This is a genomic window from Paenibacillus sp. GYB006, assembly GCF_036577645.1.
In the GTDB taxonomy this organism is placed as follows: Bacteria; Bacillota; Bacilli; order Paenibacillales; family Paenibacillaceae; genus Paenibacillus.
Genome location: NZ_JARBDA010000009.1, coordinates 1 through 26,985, shown reverse-complemented (window position 1 = coordinate 26,985; position 26,985 = coordinate 1). Strand labels below are relative to the sequence as shown.

General features: G+C 41.7%; 27 protein-coding genes. 20 read left to right on the top strand and 7 right to left on the bottom strand.

From position 1 onward, the window contains the following. Window positions 1-11 precede the first annotated feature (11 nt). Entirely contained in the window at window positions 12-1,397 is a 1,386-nt protein-coding gene (locus PV403_RS17965) for a uracil/xanthine transporter (protein ID WP_213534934.1), read from the top strand. A 350-nt stretch (window positions 1,398-1,747) separates the two neighbouring features. Beyond that, complete coding sequence (locus PV403_RS17960; protein WP_213534932.1) at window positions 1,748-2,077, top strand: four-helix bundle copper-binding protein; 330 nt, start codon at window positions 1,748-1,750, stop codon at window positions 2,075-2,077. Here PV403_RS17960 and PV403_RS25325 read toward each other — a convergent pair. After that, window positions 2,074-2,232 (bottom strand): IS3 family transposase, encoded by a 159-nt coding sequence (locus tag PV403_RS25325; RefSeq protein WP_374705835.1) that lies wholly within the window; start codon window positions 2,230-2,232, stop codon window positions 2,074-2,076. The genes PV403_RS17960 and PV403_RS25325 overlap by 4 nt on opposite strands. Window positions 2,233-2,257: 25 nt before the next feature. Between PV403_RS25325 and PV403_RS17955 the strand changes: the two genes are divergently transcribed. Then, entirely contained in the window at window positions 2,258-2,470 is a 213-nt protein-coding gene (locus PV403_RS17955) for a TM2 domain-containing protein (protein ID WP_213534925.1), read from the top strand. Window positions 2,471-2,522: 52 nt separating this feature from the next. On the opposite strand, the gene PV403_RS17950 is transcribed toward PV403_RS17955, so the two are convergent. After that, window positions 2,523-3,548, bottom strand: coding sequence for an LCP family protein (locus PV403_RS17950; RefSeq protein ID WP_213534924.1), 1,026 nt, complete (start codon window positions 3,546-3,548; stop codon window positions 2,523-2,525). 446 nt (window positions 3,549-3,994) lie between these two features. Here PV403_RS17950 and PV403_RS17945 point away from each other — a divergent pair, with 446 nt between their 5' ends. The 5 genes from PV403_RS17945 to PV403_RS17925 all read left to right on the top strand — a co-directional run bounded on the left by PV403_RS17945 (window position 3,995) and on the right by PV403_RS17925 (window position 9,077). Beyond that, window positions 3,995-5,302 (top strand): hemolysin family protein, encoded by a 1,308-nt coding sequence (locus tag PV403_RS17945; RefSeq protein WP_332085504.1) that lies wholly within the window; start codon window positions 3,995-3,997, stop codon window positions 5,300-5,302. Between the two features lie 72 nt (window positions 5,303-5,374). After that, window positions 5,375-6,421, top strand: a complete 1,047-nt coding sequence (locus tag PV403_RS17940; protein ID WP_213534920.1) for a hemolysin family protein — start codon at window positions 5,375-5,377, stop codon at window positions 6,419-6,421. Between the two features lie 145 nt (window positions 6,422-6,566). Beyond that, window positions 6,567-7,004, top strand: coding sequence for a MarR family winged helix-turn-helix transcriptional regulator (locus tag PV403_RS17935; protein ID WP_213534919.1), 438 nt, complete (start codon window positions 6,567-6,569; stop codon window positions 7,002-7,004). 54 nt (window positions 7,005-7,058) lie between these two features. After that, complete coding sequence (locus tag PV403_RS17930; protein ID WP_213534917.1) at window positions 7,059-8,000, top strand: ring-cleaving dioxygenase; 942 nt, start codon at window positions 7,059-7,061, stop codon at window positions 7,998-8,000. A gap of 21 nt (window positions 8,001-8,021) precedes the next feature. Continuing rightward, window positions 8,022-9,077, top strand: coding sequence for an LLM class flavin-dependent oxidoreductase (locus PV403_RS17925; RefSeq protein ID WP_213534915.1), 1,056 nt, complete (start codon window positions 8,022-8,024; stop codon window positions 9,075-9,077). A gap of 118 nt (window positions 9,078-9,195) precedes the next feature. Here PV403_RS17925 and PV403_RS17920 read toward each other — a convergent pair whose 3' ends face one another. After that, window positions 9,196-11,169, bottom strand: coding sequence for a glycoside hydrolase family 127 protein (locus PV403_RS17920; RefSeq protein WP_213534993.1), 1,974 nt, complete (start codon window positions 11,167-11,169; stop codon window positions 9,196-9,198). A 122-nt stretch (window positions 11,170-11,291) separates the two neighbouring features. On the opposite strand from PV403_RS17920, the gene PV403_RS17915 reads away from it, so the two are divergent. From PV403_RS17915 to PV403_RS17875, 9 genes are all read left to right on the top strand, one after another. Beyond that, window positions 11,292-12,119, top strand: coding sequence for a helix-turn-helix domain-containing protein (locus PV403_RS17915; RefSeq protein ID WP_213534913.1), 828 nt, complete (start codon window positions 11,292-11,294; stop codon window positions 12,117-12,119). Window positions 12,120-12,221: 102 nt separating this feature from the next. Next, entirely contained in the window at window positions 12,222-12,458 is a 237-nt protein-coding gene (locus PV403_RS17910) for a DUF6953 family protein (protein WP_160035186.1), read from the top strand. A gap of 191 nt (window positions 12,459-12,649) precedes the next feature. Beyond that, window positions 12,650-14,311, top strand: a complete 1,662-nt coding sequence (locus PV403_RS17905) for a hybrid sensor histidine kinase/response regulator (protein ID WP_213534911.1) — start codon at window positions 12,650-12,652, stop codon at window positions 14,309-14,311. A 167-nt stretch (window positions 14,312-14,478) separates the two neighbouring features. Beyond that, window positions 14,479-15,048, top strand: coding sequence for a TetR/AcrR family transcriptional regulator (locus tag PV403_RS17900; RefSeq protein WP_213534909.1), 570 nt, complete (start codon window positions 14,479-14,481; stop codon window positions 15,046-15,048). Window positions 15,049-15,144: 96 nt separating this feature from the next. Next, complete coding sequence (locus PV403_RS17895) at window positions 15,145-16,569, top strand: DHA2 family efflux MFS transporter permease subunit (RefSeq protein WP_213534991.1); 1,425 nt, start codon at window positions 15,145-15,147, stop codon at window positions 16,567-16,569. Window positions 16,570-16,735: 166 nt separating this feature from the next. Further along, window positions 16,736-17,116 carry a BlaI/MecI/CopY family transcriptional regulator gene (locus PV403_RS17890; protein ID WP_213534907.1) on the top strand — a complete coding sequence of 127 codons (381 nt, stop codon included), beginning with the start codon at window positions 16,736-16,738 and terminating at the stop codon, window positions 17,114-17,116. Further along, window positions 17,113-19,230, top strand: coding sequence for a M56 family metallopeptidase (locus PV403_RS17885; protein WP_332085503.1), 2,118 nt, complete (start codon window positions 17,113-17,115; stop codon window positions 19,228-19,230). Before PV403_RS17890 ends, PV403_RS17885 begins: the two co-directional genes overlap by 4 nt. A gap of 145 nt (window positions 19,231-19,375) precedes the next feature. Then, window positions 19,376-20,107: a cupin domain-containing protein gene (locus PV403_RS17880; protein WP_213534903.1), complete on the top strand. Its 732-nt coding sequence runs from the start codon at window positions 19,376-19,378 to the stop codon at window positions 20,105-20,107. Window positions 20,108-20,355: 248 nt separating this feature from the next. After that, window positions 20,356-20,937 carry a GNAT family N-acetyltransferase gene (locus PV403_RS17875; RefSeq protein ID WP_332085501.1) on the top strand — a complete coding sequence of 194 codons (582 nt, stop codon included), beginning with the start codon at window positions 20,356-20,358 and terminating at the stop codon, window positions 20,935-20,937. Between the two features lie 65 nt (window positions 20,938-21,002). Here PV403_RS17875 and PV403_RS17870 read toward each other — a convergent pair whose 3' ends face one another. Then, window positions 21,003-22,262 carry an ABC transporter permease gene (locus PV403_RS17870; RefSeq protein ID WP_332085500.1) on the bottom strand — a complete coding sequence of 420 codons (1,260 nt, stop codon included), beginning with the start codon at window positions 22,260-22,262 and terminating at the stop codon, window positions 21,003-21,005. Window positions 22,263-22,281: 19 nt separating this feature from the next. Further along, a complete protein-coding gene (locus PV403_RS17865; protein ID WP_191800194.1) occupies window positions 22,282-22,716 on the bottom strand; it encodes a MarR family winged helix-turn-helix transcriptional regulator in 435 nt (144 codons plus the stop codon). 316 nt (window positions 22,717-23,032) lie between these two features. Between PV403_RS17865 and PV403_RS17860 the strand changes: the two genes are divergently transcribed. Next, the gene (locus PV403_RS17860) at window positions 23,033-23,584 is read left to right on the top strand and encodes a hypothetical protein (protein ID WP_332085499.1); all 552 of its coding nucleotides are present in this window, start codon (window positions 23,033-23,035) and stop codon (window positions 23,582-23,584) included. Then, window positions 23,585-24,145: a hypothetical protein gene (locus PV403_RS17855; protein WP_332085498.1), complete on the top strand. Its 561-nt coding sequence runs from the start codon at window positions 23,585-23,587 to the stop codon at window positions 24,143-24,145. A gap of 40 nt (window positions 24,146-24,185) precedes the next feature. Here PV403_RS17855 and PV403_RS17850 read toward each other — a convergent pair whose 3' ends face one another. Together PV403_RS17850 and PV403_RS17845 are read right to left on the bottom strand one after the other, a co-directional pair. Continuing rightward, window positions 24,186-24,623 (bottom strand): Rrf2 family transcriptional regulator, encoded by a 438-nt coding sequence (locus PV403_RS17850; RefSeq protein ID WP_213534887.1) that lies wholly within the window; start codon window positions 24,621-24,623, stop codon window positions 24,186-24,188. 162 nt (window positions 24,624-24,785) lie between these two features. Continuing rightward, the gene (locus tag PV403_RS17845) at window positions 24,786-25,421 is read right to left on the bottom strand and encodes an NAD(P)-dependent oxidoreductase (RefSeq protein ID WP_332085497.1); all 636 of its coding nucleotides are present in this window, start codon (window positions 25,419-25,421) and stop codon (window positions 24,786-24,788) included. A 247-nt stretch (window positions 25,422-25,668) separates the two neighbouring features. On the opposite strand from PV403_RS17845, the gene PV403_RS17840 reads away from it, so the two are divergent. Next, window positions 25,669-26,823 (top strand): metallophosphoesterase, encoded by a 1,155-nt coding sequence (locus PV403_RS17840; protein WP_332085496.1) that lies wholly within the window; start codon window positions 25,669-25,671, stop codon window positions 26,821-26,823. The last annotated feature ends 162 nt before the right edge of the window (window positions 26,824-26,985 follow it).

Here is a 26,985-nt window from a genome sequence, read left to right as displayed (position 1 = left end):
GGGAAATAGAAATGATGGAACAGTTGAAATCAAGATATTCATTTAGTGTGCTGCTTGCCGGTGTGCAGTGGCTTTTCTTTTTGTTTACAAACACAGTTATGGTACCCCTATCCATTGGTCATGCACTTGGGCTTGCGCCGGGTGAGATTGCGGGGTCGATGCAGCGTTCCTTCATACTGACCGGAATTCTCTGTATCATACAAGTGATATGGGGGCATCGTTATGCTCTCATGGATGGGCCAGCTGGCGTATGGTGGGGACTTGTTCTCAGTATATGCGCGTCTGCACCGGCGATGGGGCTTTCTCTCGCATCGGTCGCAGCAAGTCTAACCAGCGGTTTTGTCTTATCAAGTATACTCGTAATTATCCTTACGCTGTGCGGATTTTTAAAAGTACTTCAGCGTATTTTTACGCCAATTGTTATGGGTGTATATTTGCTTCTGCTCACATTTCAGCTGGCCAACACCTTTTTTAAAGGCATGATCGGATATGATCAGACAGGGAAGTGGGATTTGTCGCTTGCTGGTCTGTCACTCTTCATTATTGTGGTTGTCGCCATTATTCATATTAAAGGGAAAGGTAAATTCGGACAGTTTTCTTTGCTGAGCGGAATTGTTGTAGGCTGGATTGCTTATGCGATTTTGTTCGGGGGCGGAGAGAGTGCGCGCTCTGTTGCGGAAGGAGCAAATGGAGTGTGGCACTGGTTTCCATGGGGAACACCACAGCTTGAGCCGGGGATTATCTTAGTTGGTCTGATCGCGGGCCTTGTGAATATGACGAATACCTTAACGAGCTTAATCGCAGCAAGTAAAATGTATCAGAGAGAGACAACAGAGAAACAGTACAGAAGATCATTTTTGTTTACGAATTTCTTTTCCATTCTGGGCGGTTGTCTCGGGCTCATTCCCTTTGGTACGTTTGCTTCCTCTATTGGTTTTCTTGAAAATACAAAGGTACTGCGGCGAGCTGCTCTATTTGCAGGCTCCGTCATGTTTATCTTGGTAGGGGTATTTCCTTCTCTTAGCGGATGGTTAGCGCAGCTTCCTTTATCCGTAGGAAATGCAGTGCTTTTTGCAGCTTACTTACAGATGTTTGGTACAGCGATTCGGACGTTCCAAGGGGCAGTTTTCAATCCCAAAACGATCTATCGTGTGGCTCTTCCGGTACTCATAGGAATCAGCATCATGAATATACCTTCTTCTGCGTTTACCGAGTTTCCACCGCTCTTAACCCCGATTCTGTCTAATGGACTTGTGATTGGGGTTGTCATGGTAATTATCCTAGAGAATTTTGTGCGCTGGGATAAATATGAGACGAAAGCACCTCAAAAAGAAATGAATGCTGCAGCTGAGTCTGCTGTTAAAGAGAAGGTTGCGACAGCGACTTCTGTTAATTAATTATTCGAAATGTTCGTATGCACTATAAATAAAAGAATTTTGTTCTAAAGTATTCATTAGATATGAAGACCAGCCTGCTCGATCCTTACCATGGGTCGGGCAGTTTTTTTGTTGATGAAAATACGGTGTAACGGTTGGCTTTAGGAAAACTTCTGATAGTGCAGCATAGGCCGAGTTGTGGTTCGTATTCAGAGAAGGTGAGATTGGAGAGAGTAAGTCTTCGATCTGATGTGAGGGATCTGCACTGTGACTTATCGATATAATTAATAAATGTTACTATATTTCGTCCTAGGGTAATAGAGAGTAGGGATTGATTCTATTTACATAAACATAGAGAGGAGTTGCATACAATGATAAACCAAAATTACAAAGAGTGTATTGAAGCGTGTTTAAAATGTATGGCTGCTTGTAACCACTGTTATTCATCTTGCTTGGATGAGGAACACGTTGAAATGATGAAAGAATGCATCCGACTGGACCGGGAATGTGCTGATCTATGCGAGTTTGCAGCGCATGCCATGTCAATGAACAGTAGTTATGCGAAAGCCATTTGTCTAGCTTGTGCAGAGGCTTGCGAAGCATGCGGTAACGAATGTAAAAAACATGACCACGACCATTGTCAGCAATGTGCAGAAGCATGTTTTGCTTGTGCAAAAATTTGCCGTGAAATGGCAGCTTAATGGATCAGGTTATAAAGAAGTAAAGAAAGATGGGCTCTGTATGAACAGGGTTCATCTTTTTTGATTTTTTTCCTATAGTTATTGTAGCAGCAGATCATATAGTCTTTAATTTTTGTCTTTTCAAAATGGTGATTTTTAAAGAATATATGATACAATGCAATAGCTTGGGAGGTGAAAGAAATGAAGAATAAAGTGGTAGCCGGTGTACTAGCTATTCTGCTTGGATCATTAGGTATACATAAATTTTATTTAGGAAGAATTGGTTGGGGCATAGCGTACCTTCTTTTATCATGGACGGCCATTCCAGGATTTCTGGGGCTGATTGAGGGGATTATTTATCTCGTGAAATCGGATGAAGATTTTAACGCCAAATATAATAGCAAGTATGTATAATACATGATGCAACAGCCATTACCCCGTAGGAATACCGGGTAATGGCTGTTTTTTAATAGGTTGAAATTACTTCTGTATCTTCTTTATTTTCCACATCTTCTTCATGATCTGCGGAATCTTGTCCGGAGCCGAGTACTTCTTGAACGTATGCTTTTAGTTCATCTGGATCTTTGACGGTAAGAACAGCTGCACCGCCAATCTTTGTCTCTTTAATCAAATTCATAGGAGGTATTTGCTCAGTAGCTTGGAGATTGCTTTGAACCCCAAGAGCGGCAAGCTTCCAGATATCATTAAATGTAAGGTTCGTATCAATATATGGGTTGACTCCCTTCAGGATCGAAGGAAGCCTTGCCATGGATGACGTGGTTTTCAGTTTCTCAGCAATGGCTCCCAGCAGTTTACGTTGCCTTTCTGTTCTAGAAAAATCCGACATCGCATCATGTCTAAAACGGACATACATTAATGCTTTTTCTCCATCAAGGTGCTGAAATCCCTGCTTTAAATCGATATCGTATTCATGGTTATCTGCCTTGCTCACATAATATAAATCTTTTTCTACTTCGATATCTACGCCGTCCACTGCATCCACGAGTTTGATGAAGCCTTGGAAGTCGGTGTACACATAATACGGAATGGGAATTCCTAAAAGGTCACTTGCCGCTTGCATTGCTATGTCTGGACCATGGGTAATAGCCGTATTAATTCGATTGTTTCCATAGTTCGGTATTGCGGTATATGTATCACGTAACAGAGAGAACAAGGAGATTTTCTTTGTAACTGGATCTATTGAAGCCACTAGCATCGTATCAGACCGCGGGATCTCACCCTCAGAGAAACCTCTCGCATCCACACCCATAAGAAGCACGTTTACAGGCTCGTCGCCTTCCCAAACCGGGGGCTCTATGGCAGAGTCCTGATCTACCTTTTCAATATTGTAAAAAGGCGAGTCTTCTCCTGTTTTTTGCAAGTCTCCAAGTTCATTTGCGATAGAAATAAAATAGTAACCCCCCGCGAGTAAAGCAGCCAGCGCAATCAATGTGATAACAGTAATCAGGGCTTGTTTTGTTTTCTTGGTCATCAGGTTTTATCCTTTCAAATCAAGTGAGATGAAGTTTCTTAGCTTAAGGGTCATTTACCAAGTTTAATTATAAATAAATGTAAAGATGACGTGCTAATCTTTTAACTTACAGTTCTCTTACGAAATTGTAATATAGGTAAGTTTAGAGATTTTTAGATTATATGGTATCGTTGAAACAAGCAAACCGTTACGTTGAGCTGTATGGTTTTCTTATTTTAATCCATATGGATTACGAAAAAGGAGGTAGAACTCATTGGGAAGGCGTTTTTGCATTTTTATCAAATTGCGGATGTAAACCGATTCAAAAATGGGCTGTGGAATCATTTATATGCATCCACATTCCAGGCGGGTAGTCTTCTTTATGCTGCCGACAGTCCAAAAAGGATAATGAACTCACTTAGAATGAAACTATTTTTGGAGGTGAATCCCTCAGCTGAGGGAAGTCATTGGACATTGTAACCATTACGAATTTATTAATACTTCTTATATTAATTGGACTCACTGCTTTTTTCGTTGCATCCGAATTTGCTGTTGTTAAAATACGTATGTCTCAGATCGACCAACTCATTGCCGAAGGCAATAAAAAAGCAGTCTTGGCGAAGAAGGTCGTCGCAGATCTAGATTATTATCTTTCAGCCTGTCAATTAGGTATTACGGTTACGGCGCTCGGACTTGGGGCTCTAGGAAAACCGACGGTGGAACGCTTATTATATCCATTATTTGATTACTTGTATGTACCAGAATCGATTGCTTCTGCTGCTTCTTATGCGATTGCTTTTATTTTCGTAACCTTTCTGCATGTGGTAGTGGGAGAGATGGCACCGAAGACAGTAGCGATTCAATACGCTGAGAAGATAACCATGCTGCTTGCTGCACCCCTTTATTGGTTTGGTAAGGTGATGTATCCATTCATTTGGGCATTAAATGGGGCGTCACGTGTCCTACTTCGTGCTTTTGGTGTTAAGCCTGCGGGGCATGATCAGGCCTATTCGGAAGATGAGCTGCGAATTATTATGAATCAAAGTTATGAAGGCGGCGAGATTAACCAGACGAAACTTGCCTACATGGAAAATGTTTTTTCTTTCGACGAGCGCGTTGCCAAAGACATCATGGTCCCTAGGACAGAACTGATTACTATAGATCAGGATATGGAGTATGTAGATATCATTCCTATTTTAGATCAATACAATTATTCCCGTTATCCTGTCATTGAGGCAGGGGACAAAGATCGGATTGTTGGGGTAGTGAATGTGAAGAAAATGCTGCCCTATATTGTTGCTAAAAAAGAAAGCAAGCTCTCTGATTTCATTCGGGAACTTCCCTATGTTGTTGAAAATACAAGGATTCAGGATGCCATGATTAAAATGCAACAGCAACAAGTGCATATGGCCGTCGTTATTGATGAATACGGAGGTACATCCGGCATCCTTACCATGGAAGATATATTAGAAGAAATTGTAGGCGAAATTCGTGATGAATTTGATGCGGATGAAGTAGCGGATATACAAAAAACAGGGGAACATGAGTATTTGATTAACGGTCGTGTCCTCCTGAACGAACTGGAGAAGCAGTTTGGTTTCATTTTTGAGGGCGATGAAGAGATGGACACCATTGGAGGTTGGATTCAATATCATAAAGGTACAACGGTTGAGACCGGTGATGTGATTGAACATGGAGAATTTACATGGACTGTCGCAGAGATGGATAACTATCAGATTAAGCAAGTTATTCTTCAGCGTGTTCATCATAAATAGAGGGATTCTCTTTTGATGAAAGAAAGTAAGATCAATTTCTTGGAGGTGAATCCCTCAGCCTGAGGGAATGAATTGGACGGAATAATTGCGTTAAACTTAGTTTTGGTCGCTGTATTTATTGGACTCACCGCTTTCTTTGTCGGAGCGGAATTTGCAATTCTTAAAGTACGGATGTCCAGGATCGAACAACTGATTGCGGATGGGAATAAGAAGGCGATAACTGCCAAAAAAGTAGCACATGATCTTGATTATTATCTATCAGCCTGTCAGCTCGGTATTACCATTACTGCGCTTGTACTTGGTGCGTTGGGTGAACCGACGGTTGAAAAAATACTGCATCCGATTTTTGATCATTTTGATGTACCAGCAGCTCTAGCAACGGTGCTGTCATACACCATTGCCCTCGCTATTATTACATTTTTACATGTGGTTATCGGTGAATTAGCACCTAAGACACTAGCTATTCAGTTTGCAGAAAAGATGACATTACTACTTGCTACACCGCTTTATTGGTTCGGTAAAGTCATGTATCCGTTTATTTATGCACTGAATGGTTCAGCTCGGATCTTGCTTCGTATATTTGGGGTGAAACCTGCCGGCCACGATACCGTGTATTCGGAAGAGGAGCTCAAGCTGATTGTGAATCATAGCTATGAACGTGGAGAGATCAATCAGATAGAACTGGATTACCTGGAGAACATTTTTGCATTTGATGAGCGATTGCTTAAAGAAATTATGATCGAACGCGAGCAGATCGTTACTTTAAGTAGCGGAATGTCCCTTCATGAGATGATGGAAGTTCTAAACCAGAATGAATACACGCGGTATCCTGTTATCGAAGAGAGAAATAAACATCGATTTATTGGATTTATTAACACGAAAGAAATGCTGACAAGTATGGCTGCAGGAAGAGAATGTAGAATGGGTGAATTTATCCATGATATGCCTCGCTTCTCGCAGAACGCTTCAATTAAAGATGTTCTCATAAAAATGCAGCAAAGTCGTGTTCATATCGCGGCTGTAACGAATGAAGAAGGAATTACGATAGGGCTTGTTACGATGGAAGATATCTTAGAAGAAATTGTAGGGGATATTCGTGACGAAGCTGTGTTGACCTAATAATGGCCTGCCTGGATCTTTTGATGATCGGGCAGGCTTATTTTTATGAATTAGAACGTTTATCTTTAATTTAAGATAAAAAGCTTGCATATTTATCAATTGAGTAGTAAAGTGATAGTAGAAACAATGACTTGAGGGGATGCCAATGGAGAAAAACACACTAGGTTCATTAATATGGTTACGTCTAGTGCGCTTTACTCACCAGAGCAATCAATTATCCAATGAATTTTTGAAGCAGTTTGATCTAACGACCGCTCAATTTGATGTTCTTATGCAAATATCGGTCTACCAACCACTGACTCAATCGGAACTCGCTGAGAAAGTAACCGTAACACAAGGCGGTATTTCTCGTATGTTAGCTAGGCTTGAGAGAGAGAAGTATATCGAGCGTCAGCAACACTGGAAGACGAAAACAATTCGTTTGACTGAAAAAGGGGAAGAAGCACTTACCCAAGCAATGACACACCAAATTAAATTTCAATCTTCCTTTTTTGATGAAGTACTAGATGAAGAAGAGAAGAAAACATTATATCGATTAATGACACGCGTTCATAAACATAGCCAAACGAAAAAATTGCCATAGCGGTAATTTTTTTAACTATCACTTGATTAGTCAATTAATAAAGGAGAGATTATTATGTATACCATTTCAGGCCATCATCATATTTCTATGCTCACGAAAGATGCGAAAGAAAATAATCAGTTTTATACAAAGGTATTAGGTTTACGCAGAGTGAAAAAGACCGTAAATCAAGATAACCCTAGTATGTATCATCTGTTTTACGGTGATGTAACAGGAAGCGCAGGAACAGAACTATCCTTTTTCGAAATGCCTCGTGTTGGGAGCACGATTCGTGGAACGAATAGCATTAGCCAGATTGGACTACTTGTCCCGTCCTATGAGAGTTTAGTTTTTTGGAAAAACAGATTCGAGGTACTTGATGTACAGCACGGAGAAATCACCCAATATGCGGGGAAAGATGCGCTGTATTTTGAGGATAACGAAGGTCTCCGAATGGTGCTGCTGAACAATGATGGATTAGAAACTCCTGAATACTGGTCAGCATGGAAAGATTCTGTGGTGCCTGTAGAGCATCGTATATTGGGGCTTGGTGCGATTGAATTAACCGTACGTTATGCAGATCGATTAGACAAAACCTTAAAGGAGCTCCTCGGTTATGTAGAGGCATCTCGTTCGGAGCATGAAGTAGTGTATCAATCCGTAGCCGGACAGTCCTTTGGAGAAATTGTAGTGAAACAGCAAGAAGGACCTATAGAAAAACCGGGAAAAGGCAGCATTCATCATATTGCGATCCGTGTGAAGGACGAGGAAGAATTGCGCTATTGGGATAAGGTTATTAACGAACAGGGATTCCGCACTTCAGGGATCGTAGACCGCTTCTACTTCCAAAGTTTATATTTCCGTGAATCGAATGGGATTTTATTCGAAATGGCGACAGATGGTCCTGGATTTACAGCAGATGCAAGTGTAGAGTCGCTTGGAGAAGGACTGGATCTTCCTCCTTTCTTAGAAGAGAGACGTGCCGAGATTGAAGCGAACTTGCAGCCAATCGATTGATTACGAAGGAGAGATATAGAGATGGAACAATACCGGATAGACACAAATAAAGGCATTGAATTTGGATTATATTCTATTGGTGAGCACTTAATTGATCCTATGACAGGGAAACGTATTCCTGCGCAGCAACGTATTCATGAATTGATTGAAGCGAGCCAATTGGCGGATGAAGCGGGACTGGATGTTTTTGCCGTAGGGGAAAGTCACCAGAACTATTTTACGACACAAGCACATACCGTAATTTTGGGAGCAATTGCACAAGCTACGAAACATATTAAAATAGCGAGTTCAGCAACGGTACTCAGTACCTCAGATCCTGTTCGTGTGTACGAAGATTTTGCAACGCTCGATCTAATATCAGGCGGTCGTGCTGAGATTGTTGCAGGGCGCGGATCAAGAGTGGGAGCGTATAGCTTACTTGGGTATGATGTTCAGGACTATGAAGAATTGTTTGAAGAGAAGATGGAACTGCTTATGAAACTGAACAAGGAAGAGTTCGTTACATGGGAAGGTCAGTTCAGAGCACCGCTGAAACATGCAGGGATCTTACCACAACCACTCCATGGTCAAATGCCGATATGGCGGGCAGTAGGCGGACCTCCAGCGAGTGCAATAAAAGCGGGACGTGCAGGAGTTCCGATGATGCTGACCACGCTTGGTGGACCTGCGATAAACTTCAAGCAATCTGTAGATGCCTACCGTATGGCTGCAGAGGAAAGTGGTTTTGATCCTGAAACCTTACCTGTAGCAACGACAAGCTTGTTCTATACTGCAAAGGATTCACAGGATGCCCTTCGTGATTATTACCCTTACCTTAATGCAGGGATGAGAGCACTGAAAGGGAGTGGCTATCCGAAGCAACAATTCACACAAGCAATAGATTACCGTGATGCACTAATGGTGGGCAGCCCAGAGCAAATCATTGAAAAAATGCTGTATCAACATGAATTATATAATCAACAACGTTTTATGGCTGAAATTGATTTTGGTGGAATGCCAATGGATAAAGTAATGAAAAACATTGAACTGATCGCAACCGTAATTATGCCGGCAGTTAAGAAATATACAGCAAAATGAGCAGGGAATAGAGATAGAACTTGCTAGATCGATCGTGGGTTTAAAAGTGAGAAGAGCCAAGTCTAAATAGACTTGGCTCTTCTTTGAATGGTACTGAGGTTGCGGTGTTATATTTTAATTAGGACTGTTCTCGGATCCAAACCTGCATCTCACCTGGTGTACGGTTGCCCCATAACGTGTATGGAACAGCCAGCAGCCGCTGGGCTTCCTGCTTCGGCGATGCAGTAGAGTAGAGAGTGTCTTTCTGTTCTGTATCTTCTTCTTGACGGATACCGTCTATTTCAAGGAATACAATTTCATCATTCCATATGCCGGTTACTTCGCGAATCTCAGCATCTGCCGGCAGACGAACGGATGTCAGTGGAGAGACGTTATCCATTTCTTCCAGACAATAAACGAGCGGACCGCGCTGAAGGGCTACACGGCCTGCGTTTGCTCTCACGTTTGAATGAGAATAGAGGCGCCGTGCTTGCATATCAAAATGAATGGACAACTGATCGCCTTGCTTCCATGTGCGTTTGAAGTAGGCATATCCATCTCGAATTTCAGCCGTAATTTCTTCTCCATTCACGCGGAAGGAGGTGTCCTGAGACCAGGATGGTACACGTACCGCTAGAGTGAATATTCCATCGCCTTCTACTTCTTGGACTTGTAAACTTGCTAGTCCTTTCCAAGGTAATTCACTTGTAAGCTCAATTGTCGCTTTACTAGAGCCGAGCGTGACCTGTGTTTCATTACCGATATATAGATGGGTATAAAGCGTATCCTCGCTTGCAGTAAAGATGTATGAGCCAAGGGAAGATAACAAACGGGCAACGTTAGGAGGACAGCAAGCACAGCCATACCATTTTTGGCGAACTGCTTTCACATGATGTTTGCCTGGATTTCCTTTGCTCGCTTCCGGCCATACTTCCATCGGATTTACATAGAAATAATGTTTTCCATCCTCAGCGATTCCGGCGGTTACCGTATTGTAGAGTGCGCGCTCCATCACATCTGCGTATTCACCTTTCATCTCTGCTTGAAGCATGCGTCTAGCAAAGAAAATAAGGCCAATGGATGCACAGGTTTCGGAGTAATTCGTATCATTAGGCAGGTCATAGTCAAAAGTAAAGGCTTCCCCGTGATGAGTTGAACCGATGCTGCCATTAACATACATTTGCTTATGGACAATGTTATTCCATAATCTTTTGCAAGCATTCAGGAGTTCCTGATCCCCTTTAAGGATGGCTAAATCCGCCATTGCCGTATACATGTAGACCGCACGTACCGCATGGCCTACGGCTACTTCTTGCTCCCGAACGGGTTTGTGCGCCTGCCAGTATTCGAGGCTAGGGAATTCTTTCTGTACAACATCTCCTGTCCAGAATGACTTCCGTCCCCGGCGTTCCCATTCTTCGTGGAAGAAACTTGGTTGTTGACCTCTTTCATCAATAAAGAAAGAGCTGAGATTTAGGTATTTTGTATCGCCAGTTACTTGGTACAGTTTAATGAGAGCAAGCTCAATCTCCTGATGACCATCATATCCTCGAATTTGACCGGGCTCTGGTCCATATGTAAGGCAGATGAAGTCAGCGAATTTCTTTGCTACATCCAAAAGTTTGGTTTTACCTGTACCTTCGTAATAGGCAACAGCCGCTTCAATTAAATGACCCGCCGTATAAAATTCATGACAGTCATGCAGATTGGTCAGTCGTTTATCCGGTGCAGCAACCATGAAATAGGTATTGATGTAACCGTCCTCATCTTGTGCAGCGGCAATCAGGTCAATGGCTTCATCCGCGATCTTGGCAAGGTCAGGGTCTGGGGAATTGGATAGGGAGAAGCCAACGGCTTCGAGCCATTTGTACAGGTCAGTATCCTGAAATACAAAACCATGGAACTCACCTTCCTCAAGTCCGGCAGCAATGCGGAAATTACGAATAGCTCTGCTTGGTTCAGCGTCAGGGATCGCATCATTGAGTGCATCCCATTGGTAAGGGATAACGGTATTTTTAACAAGTTCAACATAAGGAGTCCAATAGGAATCGTTAATGGCTATATTTTTTAGCGGTAAAGGCTGAGATTGAAACGCACTGGATACTTTATTCATGATCTCACTCTCCATTTCATGATCTTTTATTACATCATAGTGCAGAATGCTGCCCTTTGTCGGTAGAAGGTAAGGTATAATAGGTGTCAAAAACTGACCTCATAATGAGAGGGAAGGAGGAAATGAATTTGTTATCCCTTTATTTGCAGCAACCGTATACTTTTGTGATGGGCGGACGCTTCCTATCGGATGAATCTTGGTCTCATATGGACCGGACGATCGAAGATTATGAACTGATTATTGGCGTATCCGGGGTGATTTTTATCGAAGTAAATGGGTTAATGTATGAAGTGAAAGAAGGGGATGTTCTGCTGCTTGAACCTGGAGAAAGACACCGTGGGTACAAGCTTTCCCAGCCTGGAGTTTCATTTTACTGGTTTCATTTTTTATTACCTGAACAAGCACCCTCTGATGTAGCAGAATCATACGGACAAATTCCAAGGTATGCAAGATGCCCAAATCCAAACCGAGTACATATTTTAGCACGTCAGCTTCTGCATGCAGGGAGCGGCGGGTATCGAATAGGGAGAGCAGGAGACTATTTTCTGACCACTCTTCTCATTGAACTCGCAGAACAGCTTCAAGATGCAGATGAGTATTCGGCACTGAATCCGCAGCTCCCCGAACTTCTCGAATGGATTCGTCTGCATGCACAAAGTGAAGATATTTCAGTAGAGAAAATAGCAGATCAAATGGGATATAACAAAGATTATTTATCTCGTATGTTTAAGAAAAGGTTTGGTGTTGGCGTGCTGGGTTACATTCACCGATTAAAGCTCGATGCAGCCAAAGAAGCACTGACAGGTACAAACTTACATATTAAAGAAGTTGCCGCGCTCGTTGGTATAAAGGATGATAAACAGTTTGCCAAATGGTTCAAGCGCTTGGCCGGTGTGACGCCTACATCATACCGAAGGGAATTCCGTCTGACCAAACTGAATAAGGAGTAAGTGAATAAAGCTGCAATCATGAATAGAAACAAATGGACCCGTAATGTGTTAAAATGAATGAAAACCTAGAGTTATACACGGTATTGAAAGGGAAGATAAAGAATGTCATATACAGCTGAACAGGTAGCCGAATGGATGGTAGAGGAAATTCGTTTTAAGGGGAATTTATATCAAGAAGATGCCATTCGCTATGTACGGGAACATTTTGGAGAGGAATTCGTATTTGTTAATGAGAATGGAAATGCCTCACTAGAGAAAGAAGTGAAGAAAGCTTTCCGTAAACTTCATAAGGGACGAATCGCCTGGGATCGAGATGGATTTATGTGGGGCTGGACCTAAGAGAAATACAAACACGATCCGTGTAATGGGTCGTGTTTTTTACTTGCATCAATGAATAGAGGCGGTAGTAATCGCTCGGCAAGCTTTTCTTGAAATATAATCCTTATAAAGGTTTATCAACAGGTAATATCTATAAATATAGTGTATACTTTGGGTAGGTTTCATCGCGTCGTATGAAATAGAGGTGAACTATGATCAAGGACAAATCACGTTTCTTTCAAAATTTTGAAGAGGCTGCAAGTCATATTATTGATGTGTTGAAGTCTCTGATCCAAGCAGAGACTATTTTTATAGCTACGAATGATGGTGTAACGAATAAGATATTGAAAGCTTTTAACAGAGCAGAGATCCTCGTACAGGAAGGGGTTTCGCTTCCTTACAAGCAATCGTATTGCAGTTTGGTTGGCAGAGAACCGGTTGTTATCTCGAGTACTCTGGAGCATCCAATAACGAAGGAATTAGATATTACAGAGCAGATAGGGAATCACTCCTTTGTTGGAGTGCCGATTAGTTATAAGAGCGGAAGATTATTTGGAACGTTATGCGTGCTTGATAGCAGCTCAGCGGTAATTAAAGATGAGGATATTCAGACGCTATCTTCCATGGCGATGTTCTTGTCTTACATTATTGAACTGGAAAGAATTATCGATCTTGAAGTGAAGCGGAATGAAATGCTATATCGAGATAAGAAAGAATTTGAATTGAAAGTCCAGAAGTTACGTAATGAAGTACAAATGGCTGATCAGATGACACAACATAAATCAGAATTTCTGGCCATGATCACTCACGAACTTCGTAATTCAATAAATGGAACGATAGGCATGTCCGATCTACTAGAAACAACGGAGCTTTCGGAGCAGCAACAGGAGTATATGGATCTATTGAAGTCAAGCAACAATTCGCTGTTGTCACTTGTAAATAATATTTTAGACTATAGTAAGATTGAAGCTGGCAAAGCTGTACTGGAAGAAGATCCGTTTGATCTTGTTGCTACAGTAGAAGATTCCATTTATACAGTGGCTCCTAGGACATTAGGCAAGCCCGTTGAAGTTATTCTTGATGTAGCTCCAGACATCCCCACATATCTCCTCGGTGATGCTGAGAAAATAAGGCAGATTCTGCTTAATTTTCTGAGTAACGCAGTGAAATTTACGCATGAAGGTGAAATCCTTGTATGTCTGCGTCTTTTGAATTCTTCGGATGAGGATCAGGTGTATATTCAAATTACCATTCAGGATAGCGGCGTAGGTATAGCAGAAGAGAAAATATCTCAGTTGTTTCAGTATTATTACCAGGCTCATGAAAACGACCATATTCATCACTACGGTGGAACAGGGCTTGGTCTTGCTATCGCACAAAATTTAGTGAACATGATGGATGGATCTATTGAAGTAGAGAGTAAGGTTTCTGAGGGGACAAAAATCAGTATTATTCTTGGGTTTAAAGAATATGCCGGTTATGATAATCTACCATTCTCCTCATCTGTTCTGAAACAGATGAAGATCCTGATTATTGATGATAACGAAACAAGCAGGCAATCCCTGGGTAGACTCTTGAAAAGCTGGGGGATTGAACAGACAGAAGTAGCATCTACAGCGGAAGCGATGATCCACATCCAGTCGGGGTTAACTTATGATTTGCTATTAATGGATATCAGTATAGAAGAATCATCCGATATTAGAGCATACCTCGGTGAGGATGTGCCCATTGGACTTCTAGCCCCCATTGGAACGACATTGAATGCCGAGCAGAAGAAGAGGTATGAGTTCTTAACATTTAAACCTTTCCGAAGATTGCAACTATATAATGCGCTGATTGCCTTCCAAACAAAAAAATTAACAGCAAACATATAGATTAAATAGAGACATCAATGCTCTGAGTTTTCCGTAATGGAAGGCTCAGAGTTTTTTTGTATTACTAATAAATAATAGATTGACAGTAAATAATGACCTCTATACAATAATAAAGTCTGAAAATAAGTAGACCAGTCACTATATTTTATGAGAAATGGGGGAAAAGATTGAATTCAAAGAATGACTCCAGAGATAATATCCTTGCTGCAGCAACACGTCTTTTTCACTTGCAGGGTTATCATGCAACGGGTCTAAATCAGATTCTGAAAGAAAGTGGAGCACCGAAAGGTTCCTTGTACTATCATTTTCCGAATGGAAAGGAACAACTGGCTATAGAAGCTGTACATAGGATGGCTGAATTTGTAGAAGCGGATATCCTGAAAAGTCTGAATAAAGAAGTCAGTGCGGTAACCGGAATTCAGAATCATATTTTAAAAATGGTAGATTGCTTTAACGAGGTAGATACACTCGAAGGGATTCCCATCGGTATCGTTGCTGCTGAAACGTCGCTGATCAGTGAACCGTTGCGACTCGCTTGTCAGGCAGCTTTTGAAAAGTGGGAAGAAACATATCGCATATGTTTAATAAAAGAGGGATTTGAACTTGAGCATGCTACGAAGTTATCCATGCTCATTAACAGTATGATCGAAGGAGCCATTACGCGCTGTCTTACGAATAAAAATGGACAGCCGCTGCAGGTGGTCGCCGAATATTTACCCACTTTACTTAAAAAATAGAGCCGATATCTCTCATGTATTGCAGACATATTATATAGACTGGTCTAAATATAGATAAATAGTGATAAGAGGAGTGTTTTTTTGAGTCAGCATACGATGTCATCTTTAGAAAAACCGGCAATTAGGCCGGTTCCCATTACCATTGCACTGATGATTGGTGCTTTTATTGGTTTACTTAGTGAAACAGCACTTAACATGGCATTTACCGAAATCATGAGTGATTATGGTATTGAAACCCACGCGGTTCAGTGGTTAACTACAGGCTATCTGCTTGTGCTCGGAATTCTTGTTCCTGTCTCTGCCCTATTACTGCAGTGGTTCTCTACAAGACAACTGTTTAGTGCATCATTACTATTCTCGATTCTGGGTACACTTGTGGCTGCTATGGCACCTAGTTTTGCCGTACTGCTCGTTGCTCGTGTAATTCAGGCCATCGGAACAGGACTATTGTTACCGCTGATGACTACGGTAATTCTTGTTATTTTCCCGGCACACAAACGCGGAACCGTAATGGGAACCATGGGTCTTGTTATTACGTTTGCTCCGGCTGTAGGTCCGACATTGTCTGGTCTTGTCGTTGATAAACTCAGCTGGCACTGGATCTTCTGGTTCTGTCTGCCGCTGCTTATTTTAACTTTCTTCTTTGGCTTGAAATTCATGCAAAATGTATCTACCATTACAAAACCGAAGATTGATATTCTATCTGTGTTGCTTTCAACCATTGGATTTGGCGGTATTGTATATGGATTCAGTAATGCAGGAGAAGGGGCAGGTTCATGGGGCGATTCACTCGTCATTGTTCCGCTGCTTCTGGGAGTCATCGGACTTACCTTGTTCGCAATAAGACAATTCCGTATGGAAAAACCTATGCTTAACCTGCGTGTATTTAAATTCAAGATGTTTACCTTTGGCGTTATCATTGTATTTATTTGTATGATGCTTATCTTGTCGGCTTCCATCTTGCTGCCACTGTACTTAAAAGGTGGACTATTGTTAGCTGCTTTCTCTGCCGGTCTAATGCTGCTGCCAGGGGGAATCGTGAATGGACTGATGTCACCCTTTACAGGCCGACTGTTTGACAAGTTTGGACCAAGAGTACTTGTATTCCCTGGATTCATCATTACTACGCTATTCACATTCTTGTTCACAAATGTAACAACCGACACTTCGACAATTGCTGTTATTCTGATGCATACCGGTCTCTTTATCGGGGTGGCGATGATTATGATGCCTGGTCAAACCAATGGTCTTAATCAATTGCCGAAAGAGTATTATCCAGATGGAGCCGCTGTAATGAATACGCTGCAGCAGATTGCAGGTGCGATCGGTACAGCAATTGCGATTAGTATTATGTCTGCGGGTCAGATGACATATATGGCTGATCATGCAGGTGATGTGAATGATCCGATCTTTATGTCAGGAGCTCTGACAGCAGGCGTACAAAATGCATTCATGTTCGCTTTTATTGCTTCTATTATTGGACTCATCGTCTCTTTGTTTGTACGAAGAGTGAAGGTGTAAATAAAGTTGAGAGAACCTGTTGGCTTACAAGCCAGCAGGTTTTTTTGTGCTTTAGTTAATGTAGAGGAGAACTAGTAAACTATTGACACTTACCGATTACAAGTGTAAACTTCAACCAAACACTATCGATTACAAATGTAATTATATAGAATGGAGACGGTGATAAATGAATGATGTTCCACGAATTTCAGAAGCGGAGTGGGAAGTGATGAAGGTCTTTTGGAAGCAATCACCTGCTACTGCAAGTGACGTGATGAATGAACTGCGTAATGATAAAGAGTGGAAGCCCGCTACAGTGAAATCACTGATTAATCGGCTGTTGAAGAAGAAGGCACTTGAATTTCATAAAGAAGGTAAAACGTATTTATACTCTCCGCTAGTAAGTGAGGAGGAGTGTGTAAAGGCCGAAAGCAAGTCGTTTTTACGGCGGTTATATGGCGGGGCACTGAAACCGATGTTTGTGCAATTCTTGAAAGATGAGAAATTAACAGAAGAAGAAATTAAGGAACTGAAATATTTATTGGATAAAAAATCAGGTGAGAAATGAGCATCGTTCATCTGCTTACGGAAGGGGTGCCTTCCTTCTTATTATGGCTTGGTAAGACGTCACTCATGGCTTCTGTGGTGGTCATTGTCATACTAGGGATAAAAACACTGCTACGGGACCGGCTCCCTGTAAAATGGCAATATGCTTTATGGTTGGTTCTGATTATGAGACTTATACTGCCATGGGCTCCAGAAAGTTCTTTTAGCTTATACAACCTATTTCCGAAAACAACAAACTCCTCCACAGAAACCATGTTTACAGATGTGGGTGATTACGAAATCACTTCTTCATCCTTGTTGACTGAAGATGAGGAGATGAACGGGAGAAACCATAGTACTGGAGACGTTGCTCCAGTGGAGGACATGGTAGGTGAGGATACGGTAGGCGTTGAAAATGCTGGAGTTCGGCAGCAGCAAGCTCTACTTTTGTCAGAAATTCCATGGCTATATGTGAGCGTTTTCCTGGTTTGGGTGTTGGGTGTTAGTATACTAGCGTTCCAACTATGGAAGATGAATCGAAAGTTTATTAGGGCTCACATTCAGAATGGCATTAAAGAGGATGCACATACGCTGCAGTACCTAAAGGAATGTAAGAAATCCATGGGTATCAAAAGAGCAGTTAAGCTGAAAGTTACAGATGCAGTAGAAGGACCTGCCTTGATTGGGGTTTTTCGGCCTCAAATATTACTTCCTGCATCTGTTGAAGAGGAGTTTTCAGAGAAAGAATTAAAGTACATTTTCCTTCATGAACTTGTGCATTACAAGCGTAAGGACATTCTAGTGAATTGGGTTATGTTATTTCTACTCGTAGTGCACTGGTTCAACCCCGTTCTCTGGTATGCCTATCGCAGAATGCGGGAAGATCAGGAGCTGTCATGTGATCACAAAGCGATTTCATATGTTAAGGGCAGCGAAGTGAAGGAGTATGGATACACGATCATTAAGTTACTGACAAAGAGGTCAAATATACCAAACTCGCATCTGCTTTTTACTGCTAATTTCTCATCAGACAAGCTGCAGATCAAAAGGAGAATCATGATGATAACCAAGTTTCGGAGAAAATCAATCTTATGGTCTGCCCTGGGATTAGTAGTCGTTGCGACTTTCATGTTAGTAGCTCTAACGAACGCGAAAGCAGATAGTAAATATGCCGGTTTAGAGAGAGAAATCATAGAGATGACGAAGCAAAATGCTTCTCTTTTAGATAACGTAGATTCATCCATTCGAGCTACAGCTGAGGAATCAATCCATGAGATGATGAGACATTTGGGAAAGCCGCTTCCTTTAATTAAAGTAGAGACGGTTTCAGAAACGAATCAAGTTTTCTTCGAATTCAAAGGAGACGGGACAGGTAGGAACTATATATGGGTGAATGAAGATACTGGAAATCTGGAAAGAGCCATTATGAGTCTCGATCTTCCCATAGAACGTCTTGAGCCGGGGTTGGTTGAAAGAGCTGAACATACCTTGCAAGAAAAAGGATATGAAAGTGTTGCGGAGTTCGATATCCCAGTGCATCGTCATATAAAATACGACATTAAAGGTTTGGAACACTATACAGGAGGGGAGACATTAGGAATACAAACTGTTTTAAAACAGGGTAAATCCACTGAAGTTATTTTTACGAATGGTGAGGTCTATCGGATTTCATTTAAACTGCCTGTTAACAAGGTTTCAGACGTAAAGATAGAAGCGGCTAGGCAAGCATTATCTTTATTAAATGAAGATGTACTTCAGACCGATGTAACAGATGTTTTCTTTTCCTATGACAACTTTGGTGCAAATCAGAGTCTAATGTTGAGGTTCGGTGAAGCAGGAGATGTATTCATGCATCCAGATCGGAATGAAATTCAGGGAATCCGGGATGGTTCCATACCTGTTACAGGAACGGTAGGATACTCTAAGCCAAGACTTAGTTACGGTGATGAACAGTTTCGAAGAGAGTTCTCCTACCTTGCTGAACAATTATTTCATATAGACTTGAAGGGATACGATTTAAGCAGAGTAACAAAGTCTCCCGGTTCTTTCACGTTTGAGAAGAGTGGGGAGCGTACTGTTCATATGACTATTAACCCCTATGGTGAGATTATTGGTGTGAGCAGAGATGAAGGCTGAGTAAATTCATTTAAAGGGATGTTCTACATTTTTCGTCATGTCTGGAGAATAAGTGATTCGTATGAGCAATAGACTGAAAGAAGTGATGCCGAATGTATCGGATGAATTCTTGATTCGGAGTTAATCATTTCTGGAGGGATAAATAATGGCGGTGTCTTATATGGATTTTACATCTCCGGGTGTACAGTATTTTTACGATTTGAGAAATAACAGAAGCTTCACCAAGGACAGAGGTAACTATATCAATGCACTTGGTGTTAAGCAGCTGAATACACTCGGTGACAATTCTTTGCTCGATATTTATTTGACGCGTGGCAATATTGTGGAACCTCATATTCATCAGAATGCTTCAGAGCTTGTATACTGTATTTCCGGTGCAGCCGTGATTTCCATAATTAATCCTTTCACAAAAGAAGTCATTCAAGTGCCGGTCTCTCCAGGTCAGGTCGGAAACGTGCCGCAAGGATGGTTCCACTGGGAGATGGCGACTGAAGATAACACTCACTTGCTGGCTATCTTTGATGCACCAACACCGGAATTCATTGCTGTATCGGATTTCTTACGACTCGCGCCACCGGAAGCCGTTGCACATACGTATTGCTTGGATGAAGCTACGTATAAAGCTGCCATTGCTCCAATTAGTGATACGGTTGTAATTGGTCCTCCTGCAAATTGTACAAAGTATCACCAGCCCCAGCCTAAGCCTCAGCTGTATGCCCAAAGTAACGGTACAGTTTATCCCAATTATGGTCAAAGGCAAGGAAATTACCCGCAGCAGGGAAACACACCGATACCTCATGGATATACGAATCATGGGCCAAACTACGGTGGACCTAGCCCTTATAGGCATCCTCAAGGTAATAAGGATGGAATCTGACCGTGTCCCCCGGACGCGGTTTTTTACGTAGTCGCAAGTTAGAAATGGGCTCCCGCTTTTGTATATCTTGCCTCAGATGACTCAAGTTAAGTTACTGGGCAGGTTATGCATGTAAATGGAGGCACGAACGTGGGCTTTCAAATCACAGTAATAAACGATTTAGAAACATTTTTTCTCTTTAGAAGCAAACTGGATTCGGATACAATTAGTCCAGAACTAGAAGCATGGAATCATACATAGAGAAGGGAATGAAGAAAGAGATCATGGAAGAGAACTTTATACCCAAAGTGTTACAAGGAAAGAAAGTATATCTTAAACCCTTAAATGCAAGCGATGCGAAAGCATATTATAAGCAGCTTTTTAATGTAGAAACAAGAAGACTGACCGGCACGAAGGCGATTTTTAATTATGAGCAGATCGTAGAATATATAGATAGAAAGCGGGGGGATGACTCTTCCGTAATCTTGCTGATTGCCTTGCAGGAGACAGATGAACTCATCGGAGATATTGTACTGCAAGACCTGGATTATACGAACCGGAGTGCAAACCTAAGAGTTGCGATTGACCAAACAGAACACCAGGGGCAGGGCTATGGCACTGAAGCACTGCGTCTTATGCTGGATTATGGGTTTGGTATATTACAGCTGCACCGGATCGAGCTGAATGTATATGATTTTAATGAACGGGCTGCGCATGTCTATGAGAAGGTTGGTTTTAAGGTAGAAGGGCGCCAGCGTGAAGCTTTATTTTACGATCATGAATATCATGATGCGATTCTCATGAGCATGCTCGAAGGTGAGTACCGGGAGAAATATCGGAATGTAGAATAAAAAACGGCACGATTTGATAAGCCCTAACGCTTATCGAACGTGCCGTTTTCTATATGTGATTATTTTTAAGCTGAAACAGCAGTCTGTGCCGAACGACTTGAATCCTGCTGTTGATTATGATGATTCTTATTTGCTTGATTTCTTTTCCATAGGAATACAATGACGATGATTGCGGAAAAGAGAAGGAAGAAAGTAGGAACGATTAGTAACGCCTTTCCAAGACCAGCTTCCATATTACCGCCGTAATAGAGCAATGAACGCATGCCATCAAGCATGTAGCGAATAGGCATCATATTGCCAACGATCCGATGGAAATCGGGAAGGTTTGTAACCGGAATCGCTCCGCCGCTAGCAAAGATTCCTAAAATATTGACAGGAAATGCTGCCAGCATGGCCCATTTTCCGAATAACATTCCGATCATTTTGAACATAGCAAACATCGTCATCGTGCATAGCAGAGTAAATAAGAAAATTTGAATGATGCCTGACGAGTGGAAGCTTCCATAGAGTCCAAACACCGCTAATGGAATTACAGCTGCAACAGCGATCATTAAGATAGCACTCAGCAGAATCTCCGTTGCAAACACCTTTGAATAGGTGAGAGGAACGCCATGGCTCTTCAGATTATCGCTAATACCACCTAAATACCCATGAATCATCTGTGTTCCCATAAGCCCGGTAATGGATGCGATTAAGACAATCATAAACGGGGTCATTCCTTTATTGGTATCTGAAGGAAGCCCGAGCACGCTTGTCACCCTGTATTCGATAGGATGGTCAAGCTGAGATGCGGCCATGGGTGATAGAAGTGCTTGTTGTTTTGTCATATCTGCTTTTATTCCGCTGCTAACCATATCAGAAATCGATGAGGCTAGGGTTTGTAATACAGTTGTTGAGACGCTGGAAGCCATCTGTGAAGCTCCATCATTTAATAAAATTTCAACGGGGACAGCGGTAATATCAGCTTCTCCTGATAAGAACGATTGCTGTAAGGCAGAAGTCCGTTCACTAAAATTAGCGGGAATAATCAAAGCCCCGTTTGCTTTGTTTTCTTTTATCGCCTGTATAGCGGTTTCCTTGGAACTTTCAATTTGCCACTCAAATGAGTGTCCATCCTGCTGTTTCACAAGGTTAGAGATGATCGCCTTACCTTCCGGTGAGTCTGCAAACTCGGAGTCTTCGCTGACCAGGATGAGCGGGAAATCGTGCATCCGCTGATCGGCACCGCTAAATACGGGCAAGTAAATCAGGATCATGCTCAGCATTAACACAGCTACAGACCAGACTGGAAACCACGCAAATTTAATCTTTAATAAGTTTTTCAATTGATGCAAGCTCCTTTAATTACTTCAGTTTACGATTTAGTAAACGAATACTCAGGTATACCATTTCTTTATCCTCTTCATCCAATTGCTCAAATTGTTCCTTGACTGACTGATCCATTTCCGGAATAAAAAGAACGTCATTGCCTTTATCCGTCAGCGTAATTCGGTGACTTCGTCGATCCTCTGGATTATCTAGGCGGGTGACATAACCTCTTTGTTCAAGTGAGTCTACCAAATAAGTGATCGAAGCCGCTTTGATTTCTAGATATTGGGCCAAATGTACAGATAGACAAGGTCCTTCACGTTGAACTTTTGTTAAAATGGCAAATTGATTCAATGTTAAATCGTATTTTCGCAAATGATCTACGAAAGCTTTGATTCGGTAATTCGTCAATTTTTGTTCCAACTGATTATAAGTGTCCATTAGCATGTCTAGAGAAATTTGATGATCCAAAAGTATTGCTCCTATTCGTAAAAATAGTATTAGTGAAGAAGTATTATACTTAGAATGTCCTAAATAGTAAACCGAATTACTAACAATTTAGTTAAAAAAATCGAAATTAATGAAATTAAATATCTTTTTTGTGAACATTATCATTGTTATTAGGGATGAAGTAGTGAGGGGATAAACCCATATAATGGTTAGGTGGAGCTAATAGTATGAGGTAATATAAAGGGGAATATCCTAATTTTATTGTAATTATTAATATTTTTCGCTTAGGATATAGACGAAAGTGAATGGTGGTGAGCTTTTGGGAAAAACAGTTTCAATGTGGACTATCACAGGGTCCATATGTCTGATCATCTTGTTTACCGTACTTATTGGGAGAGAATACGATATTCAGGAGCGGCAACAAAATAACGGCAAGGCTTTTACGTACTCCTATGGCCTCACTGCATCTTCATTACGTGCGTCTACCTATTATACGGACACTATCTTGAACAGAGCAGGGGCACTAAATCAGGATGACGCAAGAGAGTTATTTTTAGAGTACACTCGTTTAATCAGAGCGGCAGAAGAGGTTAGACAACTCCGTAGTAATCATTCTGAAGGAGAAGAACTGAGTACGGAAGCTTTAGAGAACAAGCTTAATGAGCTCGGAGCAGAACTTTTGTCACATTCCTCGAAAATACTTGAAGGGACAGGCGACCGTAGGGAATTAAAGAAAACGAGTATCGTTATTCACGAACTGCAGGAGCAAATTCCTGACCTGCCGAGTGATACAAATTATAAAGATTTTCCTGAAGAGCAGAAACGGCAACTTATTCATCTTCTGAATCGCATTTCGGCACAACTGGAGAAAGGGCAGGGTGATACTTAAGTGAGGGGCTTCTTAACAAAATACATAAAAGGAATAGCCATTATAACGTTAACCTGTGCTCTGGTAGTAGGGGGATGGTACGTATTTTTACTGGTGGATGGAAAGTCTCTCATCTCGGATGGGATGAAGGAAAAACAAGTGTACGATCAGTTTCGTACAGAGCTTGCACGTACGAATGAGCTGCTGAGGGAATTCAATGAGAGCGAGCAAACGAAGGTGGATGTCCCTGTACTGCTGCAAGCGAACGATCACTTTAAACAAGCGGAAGTTCATTTGAATCAATTCTATTCTTATTTTTCATATCGACTCACGGACTTTCAAGTCCTATATGAAATACAGTACAAAGAAGAACTACATGTATTCACTATACCTATCGATTATATAATGGGAAGAGGAAGAGAGAGTGATATTCTGTACCTTATGGAGTATTCAAGTTTATTACTAGATGTATTCCCCTTAGAGTATTCGAAGAATGATCGAACTGATTTCTTTATCCAATTTAATGATGTAAATGATCAAGTAAATAAGCACGATTTTAAAAACGAATTTATTTGGTCGTAAAAATAAATTGAAAGGAATCTCTGTAAAACGGGTTAACCGTTTACTCCAGAGGTTCCTTTTCTTTTTGGGAGAGGTCATAGATCACATCAGCGATGGAGACACTCGCAAGCTGATCTTCCATTGCTTTTTGAGCAGAAATAAAGATAGGGGAGATCGCATTCTGAATATTACGCCCTACAACACAGGCAGGATTCGGAGAATCATGTACAGAAAATAGGGCATCTTCTTCCACCGCATTTACCGCCCGGTACACGTCGAGTAGAGTGATGTCTGCTGCCTCTTTTTTGAGCTTCGCCCCTGCAACGCCCGGTTTCACATCAACAAGCCCTGCTTTACTCAGCATGCCTGTAATTCGGCGAATGACCACGGGATTGGTGCCCACGCTGCCCGCGAGAAAGTCTGAGGTGTTGACGGTATCTTTGTTAATCTCAAGCAGTGACAAAATATGAATGCCAACAGCAAATCGGCTAGTAACCATCTTTACGTTAACTCCTTTATTCTTCCGCTCATAGCAGAGTGATTCTTCTATTAAATACGTATATACGTCTCTAATAGTGTAATCTATTGTACCCTGAGTGAACAGTTGTAAACAAAAAGATCCTCCGGGTGGCGGCCCAGAGGATCTGAAACAACAAGGAGATTATTTTTGCTCGCCAACGACAGTGAAACGTTCACCGATATGTGCTGGGTTTTCGATTTCATCCACAATCGCAATGGCATAGTCCGCGTAGCTGATGTAGCTGTCACCTTTAGAGTTCACGATCAAATTATCTTTTCCTTTTTGATAAGAACCACTGCGTGCCCCTTCTGCATCAAACATCGCCGCTGGGCTTACGAAAGTCCATTTTAAGTCTGTAGAAGCATTCAGGTCCTCCAGGTTTTTTCCTTGATTGCTTGCGGTTGGTTTGTAGAGGTCAGGGAATTCTGGTGTGTCGATCAGTTTTGTCGTTTTCGCTTCATCAACGTACAAACTTCCTGCACCGCCGACAACGATCAGCCGAGTGCCTTCCACACCGCTCAGTGCCTTAATGAGTGTTTGGCCTGCTTCTACGTGTTTATGCTCTTCACCTGGTGCTGCACCAAAGGCGTTTACAACAACATCATATTTATTCAGATCTTCCGTCGTTAGTGCAGAGATATCTTTCTGGGTAGCAGGAACCCCGCTAACCTTAGACGCATTTCTTACAATCGCTGTGACTTCATGTCCGCGTTTTCCTGCTTCATCCATAATGAATTTTCCTGCTTTACCACTAGCGCCAATAATTGCAATCTTCATTTTTATTCCTCCAATGTTGTTTATCAAATAAATTCGTTTCTTCAACCTGTAACCATTGTAGTTACAAGTGAGGTGGTTTGTCAACTGTACCCATGATATAAGGGTAATATCGCTGTAAGGAAAGATACGGTTCACGCTTACCGGATGTAACATCCAGGAGAGAATGACTGAGGTTGGAATTAGGTTCAGTTGTATAATAAAATGAAGTGTAATCAATTTGCATTATTAAGGAGCGAGGCAGGAACCAATGAAGTTTCCCTTTCGAATGATACTGAACACTTTACTTGTACTGCTTATATTTATTGGATTACAGCTGTATATCGGCTGGAACATGTACTTGTTTCTTTCTTATTATGTTTCTGATATTTCTATTTTCATATTAGGTATCTCTCTGACTGTGGTATCGCTAGGGTATGCGATCGGACGGATCAAGTGGCTTGGACCCGTAGGGCGCTTCATAAAAGTGATCGGTTCGTACTATTTTGCACTGCTCGAGTTCTTCATCCTTGCACTTCCGGTGATGGATCTGATCGGATGGATATGCCATCTTGCGGGAGCTGATTCTAAGGCATATATTCCGATACTTGGCTGGGCAACGGTAGTGCTTCTAGGGATCTTCCTACTGCGCGGGTCTTATAATGCGTGGAGTCCTGTCGTAAGAAAATATGAAATAGCAGTAGCCAAGAAGCCAGAACCAGGTGCTCCCAGAAAGTACACTATCGCAGTAGCTTCCGATATCCATCTTGGAAACATTGTGGGTAATCGATATTTAGCAAAGCTGACCGGACTCCTGAATGGATTAAAGCCTGATCTGACCTTGCTGGTAGGGGATGTGCTTGATGATTCGATTGAACCTTTTTTGCGAAATAAGATGTCAAACGAGATGAAGAAATTATCTGCCAAATACGGTGTTTTTGCAGTGCTTGGTAACCACGAGTACTACGGAGGTCACGTTGATCGTTACGTGAAGGAAATGAGCGAGATTGGAATTCCCGTACTTCGGGACGAGGTAGTCAGCGTAGCAGGCGGAGCTATCTACATTGCGGGACGTAAAGATCTGACTGCAGTACGTATGGATCCAGAGGGACGTTTATCTGTATCAGATCTGCTTACTCCACTGGACCATACAAAACCGATTGTTTTGCTGGATCATCAGCCTTATGCATTTGATAAAGCTCAGGAGGGCGGCGCCGACCTGTTGTTATGCGGACATACGCATAGGGGACAGTTTGCGCCCAATCATTTCATTACAAAGCGACTATTTGAACTGGATTGGGGCTATATGCTGAAAGAACAAATGCATGTTATTGTGTCCTCTGGTTTTGGTTCATGGGGACCGCCGATCCGCCTGGCAAGCAGATCAGAAGTCATTCATATCGAATTGACACTCACCGAAGAATAAGAAAGCGATTTGAAAAAAAGACATTTCCTTTTTATGGAGGCCACTGAAAAAGTTGCGCTTTTAAATTAGTAATTGTTTCTCAAAACAAAATAGATCACTTCCTGTTTAGTTTTTGAATAGGAAGTGATCTATTTCTTTTATATTGACTTACTTCTCTGCTTT